We start from the raw sequence: 11369 nt of genomic DNA on the forward strand, positions 1-11369 counted from the left end.
CGTTAAGTGGTGTTTCGTACCAACCAGTAAAGTAAGCAACCGGTTCAGCAACGCCCCAAAACATAAGACCGATACCCATACCTGCAGCAAATAACATAGCAAGCCATGAAATTCGAGAGTGAGAAGGTTTAGCATCATCACCACCAAGGCGAATATTCCCGTAAGGAGAAACAATAAGTGCTAAACAAAATAGTACAAAGAAGTTGGCAGCCCACATAAATAGGGCATCAAAATTATTAATAATATCGGTCTTGATACTATCAAGCGCTGTTTTTGCAGTTTGTGGGTCGGTAACAAGTATGGCGATTAAAAAGATGACAATCAGGCCCGCACTAGTTCCAAAAACAGGGTTGTGTATATCAAACCCCCACTTTTGTACGTTGTCCTGACCTACGGTGTAGTCCGTATTGTCAATACTATATTTGTCATGATTTTCCTTCATGCAATACCTCTTTAGTTGTCCTAACAAGCCAAAATAAATTCGGCGTCATATCGAATTACATTAGCCTTTAAATATTAAGTAAAAAGTAATACCGTAATTATTTGAAGACTAACTAATTTGAAGAGTGATCATACAGCTAGTAGTGTATGAGTTAAATATTAAATGTAAATGAATTTGTATTTAAAACGCTGTTTATATAGCCAAATTAATGATTCTTCTATTTAAAAGCTAAAAAATTCTAAATTCAGTGAACGTTAAAAATTAGTTTGCTATTAAAAGTATTAATTTACTTAGTTAAGTAAAAAAAGATCACTTTTAAGTAACTTATTTAATGCTTAAATACTAGGGATTATTGACCTTTTAGGATTGAAATTCGTTCAATTTGGGAACGATTTAATCGCTTTTAGGTTTCTAACCTAGTGGGTTCGGTAACTGCTTCTGCGTTATTGTGCATGCTTAGATGCACCTAAGAAAAATTAAAAAACAAGCAGCAAAGCGCAAATTCCCCTTTAGGGTTATTATAAATTTATAAGCCGATAAGCATCTTTAATCAAGTTGTAATATGAATATGATTTAACACAACACTAAGCTATATTTTATAAATAGATAGGCAAAGGATTAATACTATTATGCGTGAATGCGTTACAAACAATACCAATCAAAACGAACTTGTTAAACGCTTTTGCAGCGTTAGAGGCGAAAGCCTAGCGATTATAGAACCTCTCACTGTAGAGGATTGCCAATTACAAGCTATGGCAGATGCCAGTCCAAGCAAATGGCATTTAGCACACACAACATGGTTTTTTGAAACGTTTTTACTTAGTGTTTATTGTAAGCAGTACATTGTGTTTAACTCTCACTATAGAATGCTTTTTAATTCCTACTACAATGGGATTGGAGAGCAATTTAAACGAGCCAACCGAGGTAGTTTATCTAGGCCTAGTTTAGATGAAGTTCTAGCTTACAGAGAACATGTAGATAGCTGTGTAATTGAATTGCTTAATACTGAAGTTAACCCACAAATTAAAGATATTATTGATCTTGGTTTAAATCACGAGCAACAGCACCAAGAGCTAATGCTTATGGACATCAAATATAACTTTTCAGTAAACCCATTATTTCCACAATATCAAACATCATTTTTAAATAGCCAAAACAAATCAGCAGATATTAAGCCCCTTAACTTTATCAATTTTGAACAAGCCATTATTAATATTGGCACAAATGCCGACGATGAATTTGCATATGATAACGAGTGTCCCAAACACCAAGTATTAATTCATCCATTCAGCTTTGCTAGCAGGTTGGTCACTAATGGTGAATATTTAGACTTTATAAATGCCGGTGGGTATAGCAATCCACAGTACTGGTTAAGCGACGGCTGGGCAAATATACAAAATAATAGTTTAACGCAACCTTTGTATTGGCATTGCATAAATAACGAGTGGTTTGAGTTTACACACTATGGATTGCAGCCTCTTAATTTAAGTGCACCAATCTGCCATGTTAGTTATTTTGAGGCCAGCGCCTATGCTAATTTTGTAAAGGCTCGCTTGCCTACAGAGTTTGAGTGGGAATATGCAGCTAAAAATACAGCTTCAACAGAGATTAATAATAACGACCTAACACCTCAGCAAGCAAAGACTGATACTGAAATAAACCAGTTAACTGATGCGTGTTGGCAATGGACGAACAGTGCATATTTACCATACCCTGGTTTTAAGCCTATTGAAGGAGTAGCAGGGGAGTACAATGGTAAGTTTATGAATAACCAAATGGTGCTACGTGGCGGGTGTGTGTTTACCCCTCAAAACCATTTACGACAAACATATCGTAATTTTTATTACCCGCATCAAGCGTGGATGTGCAGCGGGATAAGACTAGCTAAGGATATAGTATGAGCCAAGTAACAGCGATTAAGCAAAGTAACATAACCGACACTGAATTTCTAAACGACGTGATAAGCGGATTAACTCAACAACAAAAAACGCTTCCGTGTAAATATTTTTATGATGATAAAGGTGCTGCATTATTTGAGCAAATAACAACATTACAAGAGTATTACGTAACACGAACTGAGCTTTCTATATTAGAGCAACATTCGCAGTCGATTGCTCAAATGCTACCTGAAAACCTCTCTATTATAGAGCCTGGCTGTGGCTCGGGTAAAAAGGTTGCCTATTTATTAGCGCATATGGCAAACGTAAAAACCTTTGTACCGTTTGAAATCTCTGAAGAGATGCTCAGTTATTCACTTGCTCATTTGTCACCGTTATTTCCAGATTTGGCAATTTCGCCATTATTAGGAGACTTTACACATAGTCAAATGGTTAAACAGCTAACCAAAGATACAGCTTTAGATAGTCAAACAAATCTGGTGTACTTTCCGGGGTCTACTCTTGGTAATTTTGCACCTGTAAAAGCAATTGAAATTATGAATAATTTCCATCGCTTATGTGGTGTAAATGGCTATGTGCTAATTGGCATTGATTTAGTAAAAGAGCGCCAAGTGTTACTTGATGCATATAACGATAAATTAGGTATAACCGCCGCGTTTAATAAAAACTTACTACAACGTATTAATAACGAGTTAAATGGCACATTTAACTTAGACAATTTTAGCCACGAGTCACGCTTTAACGAGCAACATAGCCGTATCGAAATGCATTTAGTAAGTAATTGTACTCAAAGCGTGATTATAAATGATCAGCAAATAGACTTTATAGAAGGTCAAAGCATTCATACGGAAAACTCTCACAAGTACACGCTTGAGTCGTTTAAGCAGCTTGCAGCGCAAGCTAATTTAAAGTTAGAGCAAACATGGCAAGACGATAGTAACTATTTTGCCTTATGTTTATTAAGACCGCTTTAAACGTTACTTAAGTTTAGGGCGTGTTGATCTTTGATAGGCGATAACGCAGCATAAATGCCAAACATGTGCTGCCCTTCGGGTTCTGCCTAGGGGCGATAAACTCTTTGTTGCTCGATTTTTACTTAGCCCACTAGGTTACAAACCTCGCGCCGCGATTTAATCGCCCCTAGATTGAACAAATTTCAATTCGCAAAGATCAACACGCCCTAGTAAATGACAACTTGGGCATTGTTAAACTCATAGTTTAGCAATGCGCCATTATTTGATTGCTGTATAAGCTTAGCTTTATTTAAACCATGCAGTCTAAATAGAAGTGGGGCAATAACAGATACCGCAGAGCCCGTTGCACTGTCCTCATTTACGCCAAACTGGGGGGCAAAATATCTAAAACGCGCTATGGCATTTTTCTTGTCTTTATTTTTTATACTAAGGGTAATTACTGCATTTTTGTGGAGTTTACTCAAAGCTTTAAAATCAACATGTAAGCTTTTTAAATCGTCTATTTCAACTTCTTTATTAAATTCTTCATTAAATAGCACGACGGTATAACCGTTTTTATCACCGGTACTGTAGGCTGTTTTTATTGCTGAGGAAAATACACTTTTTAACTCACCCGCAGCTAATTCGCTTTTTTTAGGCTCTATACTTTTTAGTAACAACTGGGCGCGTTGTTTTTTTACTCTTATAGCAAAACGCTCATTACTCATTGAAGTAAATACTTTAGGGCAATAACCTAAATAACCTATTAAAAAATTAGCGGCCGCTAAAGTGCCATGTCCGCAGCGTTTAATTTCACTTATTTGGTTAAACCAGCGAATATTGCAATGGCGTTTAGTTATCTCATTTTGATTTAAAAATACGGTAGCAGGGTGAATTGATTGTGATGCAATATATTGCATTGTTTTTGATGTTAACCCATTTTTATAAATAACAATTAAAGCGCTTGAGCCTTTTAAGTTATTTGCAGGGCTATAAAAAACAGATTCGGTGGAAGTGAATTCTATAAAGCGAAGCGCAAGCCATTTAGGCTTACGCTTCGCCAAACAAAGAGTATTAACCTTTGCTTGCATATGCGTCGTTATGAACGCCCGCAGCACGACCTGATGGATCGGCATTGTTTTGAAACGATGCGTCCCATGCCAGTGCTTCAGGAGTCGAACACGCTACCGACTTACCATGTGGTACACATTTAGCGGATGCATCACCAGGGAAATGTTCTTCAAAAATTGCACGATAGTAATATGCTTCTTTTGAGTCTGGTGTATTAATAGGGTATTTAAATTTCGCATTTGCAAGCTCTTGATCGCTTACTTGCTCATTTACAAACTCTTTTAACGTATCAATCCAGCTGTAGCCTACACCGTCTGAAAACTGCTCTTTTTGACGCCATAAAACTTCATCAGGTAAGTAACCTTCAAAGCCTTCACGTAAAATATGTTTTTCAATTTTGCCATCTTTACACATTTTAGCTTCAGGGTTGATACGCATAGCTACATCAACAAATTCTTTATCAAGGAACGGTACACGTGCTTCTACGCCCCATGCCGCCATTGATTTATTAGCACGTAAGCAGTCAAACATATGCAGTTTTGATACTTTACGGTTTAGCTCTTCATGAAACTCTTGTGCGTTAGGGGCTTTATGGAAGTATAAGTAGCCACCAAATAGCTCATCAGCACCTTCGCCAGATAACACCATTTTAATGCCCATCGCTTTAATTTGGCGAGCCATTAAGTACATAGGTGTAGAGGCACGAATCGTTGTTACATCGTACGTTTCAATGTGGTAAATCACTTCACGCAGTGCATCAATACCTTCTTGAATCGTAAAAATAATAGGGTGGTGAATAGTCCCAATCATGTCAGCTACTTTTTGTGCAGCCGCTAAATCAGGTGAGCCTTCAAGGCCAACTGAAAAAGAATGAAGTTTAGGCCACCATGCATCGCTTTCGTCGTTATCTTCAATACGTTTGGCAGCAAAACGCTGAGTAATAGCAGAGATAACTGATGAGTCTAAACCACCAGAAAGTAATACGCCGTAAGGCACGTCACACATTAGCTGGCGTTTAACGGCCGCTTCTAATGCATCTTTAACGTCTTGGGCTTCTGCACTATTATCTTTAACTGCATCAAATGTTTCCCAATCACGTTTGTAATAAGGCGTCATTTTGCCATCTTTGCTGTACAGGTAATGCCCTGGAGGAAATTCTTCAATGTGCTTACAAATTGGAGAAAGTGCTTTTAGCTCAGAAGCAACGTAAAAGTTACCGTGCTCGTCGTGACCAGTGTAAAGCGGGATAATACCAATATGATCACGGCCAATTAAGTAAGCGTCATTTTCTTCGTCGTATAAACAAAATGCAAAAATGCCATTTAGGTCATCTAAAAAGTCAGGCCCTTTTTGTTTATAAAGCGCTAAAATAACTTCACAGTCTGATTGAGTTTGAAAAGTAAAATCAACGTCTAGCTCTGCTGCAAGTTCTTTATGATTATAAATCTCGCCATTAACCGCTAAAATATTTGTTTTTTCAGGATTGTATAAAGGCTGTGCACCGCTTGATACACCAACAATAGCTAAACGCTCATGCACTAAAATAGCTTTCTCAGATGCGTATACACCAGACCAATCTGGGCCACGGTGTCTAAGCAGCTTTGACATTTCAATTGCTTGGGTACGCAATTGAGTGGGATCAGATTTAATATCTAATACCCCAAAAATTGAACACATAGTAACTCCTCATTCCTATTATGTGTGCAGCAAAGCCAATTTGCTGTGCTGCGAAACCTTGTTTTATCAGAAAAAATTACTCAAGTCACATAGCTTTTACAATTAATTAAGAATAATTTATGCACCAAGTTATATGTAACCGCACCAAATTGGTTAATGAGTGGTACCTGCTGCCATTTTTACGTCGCTATTATTGTTCAAAGCTTGCGCAACCATAACTTTTAGCGCGTTAATAACAGTGTTTTCACTCATGCTTGGTGCGCCATTGTGGTGCACAGCTTGGCTTGGTAAATAAGGAATATGCACAAAGCCACCTTTCATTACAGCGCAGTGATCATTTATGTAATGCATAAGGCCATACATAACGTGATTACACACATACGTACCTGCCGTATTCGAAATGGCAGCAGGTATATTGCTGTTGTGCAATGCTTGTAACATGCGCTTTATTGGTAAGTTTGTGAAATAGGCATCAGGGCCATTTTTTTCTATTGGTGTATCGATAGGCTGCTTGCCTGCATTGTCTTTAATGCGTGCATCGTCAACGTTTATTGCAATACGCTCAATTGAAATTTCACTGCGTCCACCGGCTTGACCTATACACAAAACAACCGCTGGATTGTGCGACTCAATGGCGTTTATAAGCTGACTGATAGACGTATTAAATTCACAGGCAAGTTCTAGTGTGCATATTTTGTGTTTCATGATGATAGTTTCATCAAGTTTTTGCACTGCTTGCCAAGAAGGATTTATAGCTTCACCACCAAAAGGAGCAAAACCGGTTATTAATACACACGGCATAGTAGAAGTTGATTTAGTCATTAAACACCAAGCTATACATTAAAATAATAATAACGGCGAGTAAGTTAGCTGCCGTCGGAATTTGAACCTTTATTACATGTTACCTATTTTTTAAATCTAGGGCGTGTTGATTCTAGAATGTTTTTATAGGTTATTTTTAAGTGCAAGGCTCAATTGATGTAGATGCCCGTCAAGTTTCTGCTTCGCTTTTGCAGCTTCTTCAAACGTTACATATTTAAACTCAATATTATCTAAAGGTCTAAATTGCGCAAATTGATGTAAGTCGGCTTCAATAACAGTCCCTAAAAGCGGATAGCCTCCTGTGGTTTGGCCATCATTAAGTAGCACAATTGGCTCACCATTTGGTGGTAGTTGAATACTCCCAGGACTCACTCCTAGTGATGGCAAAGAGTGCGAATGCATCAAGCTATTCTTACTATGCTCAAGCCTTACGCCCATTCGGTTGCTGTTACTACTAATTTTAAATGCGGTAGATACAAAGTTGCTTAGTAAAGGTTCGCCTAACAAGTTCGCATGGGGGCTTGGGTGTAATCGTATAAGTTTACGCTTAGGAGGTGCAATTGCACCTACTTTTATAAACTTTCCATAATAAGGAGTAATAGGTATTTCATCACCAGTGGTGAGAGTTCTACCTTCAATACCACCAAAACACGCATTTAAATCTGTAGATTTAGAGCCCATAATTTCAGTACTTCGTATACCGTGTTTCACTGCCAAATAAGCTCTCAACCCTGCTCTACCAGTAGCAAAGCTCAGTACTTGTTTGTTTTTTACTTCGTATGTCCAACCAGGGTGAATTGCTTGTCCGTCAAGGGTTGCTTGCAAATCGGCACCATGAAGCGCAATTACTGTGTCGCAGCTAAATTCCAGCTCGCACAAACCAACGGTTATTTCTAAAACAGCATCATTGTCGTTATTGTTAAGTAATCTGTTAGCAATTATTTGCGCATACGGGTCTAAGCTGCCCGCTTTGCTTACACCCAAATGGCGGTAGCCTACACGGCCAAAATCTTGAATTGTAAGTAATACACCACTTTTAAGTACTTTAATCATGAGTTGCTTCTTTATTAACTAGTGGAACAAATTCAAGCGTATCACCTGGTTGAATTAAGCAAGGTTGTTCAGAGGTCGAATCAAACAAAGCTGTATCTGTATGGCCTATTATGTGCCAACCACCTGGGGTATCAGCGGGGTAAATTCCGGTTTGAGAAGCACCTATCGCAACAGAACCTTTAGGGACTCTAGTACGTGGTTCATCACGCCTTGGTGTATGTAATTGCCCATCTAAGCCGTGTAGGTAAGCAAAACCGGGCTGAAAGCCTAAAAATAAAACGTGGTATTTGGTTTTACTATGAATATTAATAACCTCATCAGTGCTTAAATTATGATAGTGGGCTACGTAATTAATATCCTCACCCTTGTAGGTGGTTTTTATTAAGTGATGCTTCCCTTTAAAAGTACTACTTTTAATATCACTCCAAAGTGTAGGTAGTACTTGTAACCATTTATTTAAGTGTTTATCTGATTTTAAATAAAGAGTGAGCGAGTTCATGGCCGGCACCAAATCGGTAAATTCATTAGTGCTTTTACAGTGGCTGGTTAAAGCCCAAATTTTCTTTTGAATAGAGAGTCTATCTGTAGCGTCTAAATGCGATGCATCAAGCAGTAAACTACTGTTTGTTAATGCATAAATATGGGGAGCTGGCTTCATTAAATAAACCTATTTGTACAACATAATTTAAACGTAACACAGTTTTATTAATTTATTTACACCATTGCGACTAAGTAGTTATGTTTAGTGTTTATTTTCCCAGCTTACTTTAAGAGTATTTTTATATTCAATTAATTGTATTTAACTTATTGAGGACCAAAACTTATTACACTTCGTACTAAATAAGTAATTAGGTTGAAATGAAAATTAAGATAAGGAGGTCTTAATTAGCACGCACTTGTTTAAGAGGTACTTTATGAAACACCAGCATTTATTATATTTATCTGGCGCTGCTATTATATTTAGCGCAGGCAGCTTTGCTTTATCTATGGAAAAGGTAGAACATAGCAATGTAGAAGCCACCATGCATGTAGAAACCATCGTACTTGGTTCTGGTTGTTTTTGGGGAGCCGAAAAACGCTACGAAGCGCTAAGTGGCGTTATTGATGCTGAGTCGGGTTATGCTGACGGTAATGGGTTTAAAGCAACGTACAGAAATATTACTGATCAGTCTCGTCGTTTTGACGAGAACAATTATGCTGAAGTTGTGCAAGTTATGTATAACAGCAATATAATTTCAGCAGAAGAACTCTTAAAAAACTATTTTGAAAGTCACGATCCTACGCAAAAAAATCGCCAAGGTAACGACATCGGTACGCAATATCGTTCAATTGTATTAACGACTACTGATGCACAAGCTAAAGTAGCTGAGCAAGTTAAATCGCAATATCAGCAGCTTTTAACTGATGCGAGCTACGGCAAAATCGAAACGGTTATTAAACCGCTTACAGGTTTTGTATCGGCAGAAGAATATCACCAAAATTATCTAGAAAAGAACCCTAATGGCTATTGCCCCGATCATTCTACAGGCGTAGTTTTTAATAAAACACCCGTAGAAAAAGCAGACAACAGTGCTCTACTCGCAGGTAAGCAAATAGTGGTACTTGATTCTCGTGATTACTGCCCGTACTGTGAAAAATTTAAAAAAGCAGTCGCAAATGATTATAAAGGCACCATACCTATGACATTTCGACATGCTGACCAACTTGATGATTTAACCATTAAGTCAGCCACATGGGCAACGCCGACTATTTTGTTCTTAGAAAACGGAGTAGAGGTATATGGCCGTCAAGGGTACGCAACGCCTGAAGAGTTTTATAAAGCATTAGGTGCATTCAAATTAGGTAACAGTGATGCTTATAAAGTTGCGTTCGATGCACGAACAGATAGGCCCTATTGCAAAGAATACAAAGAGTTTAAAAATACACCCGATGGCACATTTGTTGATAAATTAAGTGGAGAGCCTCTATTTGATACAAGCGATAGGTTTAACTCAGGTACTGGTTGGTTGTCATTTACTCATCCAGTAAAAAACAACGTAACACAGCATGACGATAGCAGCTGGGGCATGACACGTATTGAGCTTCGCTCTAAAAGTACAGGTATACACTTAGGGCATTTATTTCCAGGTGAAGGCCCAAGAGGGCGTGATCGCTACTGTATTAATGCAACCGTTCTTGATTTTGTACCAAGAGATAAAAGCTAAATAGCTAAATAAAAAGCCTGGTTTAAAGCCAGGCTTTTTGCATAAAACAAAATAGTTTTATCATAATCCCCGTAAATTTGTTAAAGTTTGATTGGCTTAAATCCGGCAGCAATATATTCTTTAGGTTATTAATGAATCTATTATCAAAAATAGCTAAGCAGTCAATTTATCTACCTTTTATTTTTCTGTTCTTAATGACCAACGCTAAATCAGCCACTCATTATGTAGTGGGTGTTGAAAATATAGAATACCTTCCGTACTTTGACGGTAGTGGGGCTGATAACAGTGACTATTATGGCTTTAGTCAAAAATTACTTACCTTGTTTGCTCAACAGCACGATTTCAAATTTGAGTTCTACACATTACCAATTAATCGCCTCTATAAAGAATTTATTGACCACCATCATGTTGATTTTAAATACCCAGATAATCCTCAATGGAAACCAAGTTATAAAGCTTCCTTTGGTGATTTAAATGAAATTATTTATTCGCAGCCAACCGTTGTGACTAAAACGGGTATTGCGAGTTTAAATAAAAATATCACTATTGATGAATGCGTTAGTTTTGCAACGGTGAGAGGGTTTACGCCTCAAAGCTTTAAACCATTAATGAACAACGAAAACGTTGAGTTAATTGAAACCGCTAATGTAAGGGAATTGATAGAGTTGCTTTTAAAAGAGCGAGTAGAGTGCGTTTACATATCTAACGATGTATTAAATTATAATATCGTTAAATACTTTAAATTAACCCGACCCGTTTATTTTCAAAACGAACTACCGGTAGATTTACAAGCCTTTTTATTATCGTCGATTGACTACCCTGACGTGATTAAGAAATTTGATACATTCTTGCTTTCACATAAAGTGCAAATACAGGAACTGAAAAAAGAATATCAAATAAAAAATTAACTAAAAAAGCCCCGTAAGTTATAACTTACGGGGCTTTTTAAAAGGTATTAACCTGTATATAACTATATTATGTATGTGCTTAATAATAAAAACAGTTCAAGCTAAGTCACCACCTAACTTGAACCATTTTTCACACTGACAACATCTTCACACACAATATAAAGATTCTGTTTGCTACACTTTGGTAGCTTTGTATTACATATCGTGTGGTTTGAGCCAAGAATAAAAACAGTTCAAGCTAAGTCACCACCTAACTTGAACCATTTTTCACACTGACAACATCTTCACACACAATATAAAGATTCTGTTTGCTACACTTTGGTAGCTTTGTATTACATATC

At 37.4% G+C, this 11369-nt stretch carries 10 protein-coding genes; 4 read left to right on the forward strand and 6 right to left on the reverse strand.

Annotation, left to right across the window (positions count from 1 at the left end; genetic code table 11):
• The coding region (locus L656_RS0108815) for a BCCT family transporter (RefSeq protein WP_029750711.1) at nt 1-442 on the reverse strand (442 nt) is incomplete at its 3' end.
• A 629-nt stretch (nt 443-1071) separates the two neighbouring features.
• Between L656_RS0108815 and egtB the strand changes: the two genes are divergently transcribed.
• Both egtB and egtD read left to right on the forward strand, forming a co-directional pair.
• Nucleotides 1072-2343: an ergothioneine biosynthesis protein EgtB gene (gene egtB, locus L656_RS0108820; protein ID WP_024598930.1), complete on the forward strand. Its 1272-nt coding sequence runs from the start codon at nt 1072-1074 to the stop codon at nt 2341-2343.
• Nucleotides 2340-3314 (forward strand): L-histidine N(alpha)-methyltransferase, encoded by a 975-nt coding sequence (gene egtD, locus L656_RS0108825; protein ID WP_024598931.1) that lies wholly within the window; start codon nt 2340-2342, stop codon nt 3312-3314. Before egtB ends, egtD begins: the two co-directional genes overlap by 4 nt.
• Nucleotides 3315-3520: 206 nt before the next feature.
• Here egtD and L656_RS0108830 read toward each other — a convergent pair whose 3' ends face one another.
• From L656_RS0108830 to pxpB, 5 genes are all read right to left on the reverse strand, one after another.
• A complete protein-coding gene (locus tag L656_RS0108830; protein ID WP_024598932.1) occupies nt 3521-4384 on the reverse strand; it encodes a PhzF family phenazine biosynthesis protein in 864 nt (287 codons plus the stop codon).
• A complete protein-coding gene (gene asnB, locus L656_RS0108835; protein ID WP_024598933.1) occupies nt 4368-6041 on the reverse strand; it encodes an asparagine synthase B in 1674 nt (557 codons plus the stop codon). The genes L656_RS0108830 and asnB overlap by 17 nt, the downstream gene beginning before the upstream one ends.
• A 153-nt stretch (nt 6042-6194) precedes the next feature.
• Nucleotides 6195-6863, reverse strand: coding sequence for a pyroglutamyl-peptidase I (gene pcp / locus L656_RS0108840; protein WP_080668961.1), 669 nt, complete (start codon nt 6861-6863; stop codon nt 6195-6197).
• Nucleotides 6864-6986: 123 nt separating this feature from the next.
• Nucleotides 6987-7916, reverse strand: a complete 930-nt coding sequence (locus L656_RS0108845) for a 5-oxoprolinase subunit C family protein (protein WP_024598935.1) — start codon at nt 7914-7916, stop codon at nt 6987-6989.
• Nucleotides 7909-8574, reverse strand: a complete 666-nt coding sequence (gene pxpB, locus L656_RS0108850; protein ID WP_024598936.1) for a 5-oxoprolinase subunit PxpB — start codon at nt 8572-8574, stop codon at nt 7909-7911. Before pxpB ends, L656_RS0108845 begins: the two co-directional genes overlap by 8 nt.
• A gap of 256 nt (nt 8575-8830) precedes the next feature.
• Here pxpB and msrA point away from each other — a divergent pair, with 256 nt between their 5' ends.
• Together msrA and L656_RS0108860 are read left to right on the forward strand one after the other, a co-directional pair.
• The gene (msrA, locus tag L656_RS0108855) at nt 8831-10120 is read left to right on the forward strand and encodes a peptide-methionine (S)-S-oxide reductase MsrA (protein WP_024598937.1); all 1290 of its coding nucleotides are present in this window, start codon (nt 8831-8833) and stop codon (nt 10118-10120) included.
• A 131-nt stretch (nt 10121-10251) separates the two neighbouring features.
• Complete coding sequence (locus L656_RS0108860; RefSeq protein ID WP_024598938.1) at nt 10252-11028, forward strand: hypothetical protein; 777 nt, start codon at nt 10252-10254, stop codon at nt 11026-11028.
• Nucleotides 11029-11369 lie beyond the last annotated feature (341 nt).

Origin of the sequence: Pseudoalteromonas sp. TAE56, assembly GCF_000497955.1 — a bacterium.
Classification (GTDB): domain Bacteria; phylum Pseudomonadota; class Gammaproteobacteria; order Enterobacterales; family Alteromonadaceae; genus Pseudoalteromonas.

Excerpts from the sequence above, each read along its gene's own strand:
- egtD (WP_024598931.1), top strand. The coding sequence starts at position 2,340 with ATGAGCCAAGTAACAGCGATTAAGCAAAGTAACATAACCGACACTGAA.
- msrA (WP_024598937.1), top strand. The coding sequence starts at position 8,831 with ATGAAACACCAGCATTTATTATATTTATCTGGCGCTGCTATTATATTT.
- pxpB (WP_024598936.1), bottom strand. The coding sequence starts at position 8,574 with ATGAAGCCAGCTCCCCATATTTATGCATTAACAAACAGTAGTTTACTG.
- L656_RS0108845 (WP_024598935.1), bottom strand. The coding sequence starts at position 7,916 with ATGATTAAAGTACTTAAAAGTGGTGTATTACTTACAATTCAAGATTTT.
- asnB (WP_024598933.1), bottom strand. The coding sequence starts at position 6,041 with ATGTGTTCAATTTTTGGGGTATTAGATATTAAATCTGATCCCACTCAA.
- pcp (WP_080668961.1), bottom strand. The coding sequence starts at position 6,863 with ATGACTAAATCAACTTCTACTATGCCGTGTGTATTAATAACCGGTTTT.
- L656_RS0108860 (WP_024598938.1), top strand. The coding sequence starts at position 10,252 with ATGAATCTATTATCAAAAATAGCTAAGCAGTCAATTTATCTACCTTTT.
- egtB (WP_024598930.1), top strand. The coding sequence starts at position 1,072 with ATGCGTGAATGCGTTACAAACAATACCAATCAAAACGAACTTGTTAAA.
- L656_RS0108830 (WP_024598932.1), bottom strand. The coding sequence starts at position 4,384 with ATGCAAGCAAAGGTTAATACTCTTTGTTTGGCGAAGCGTAAGCCTAAA.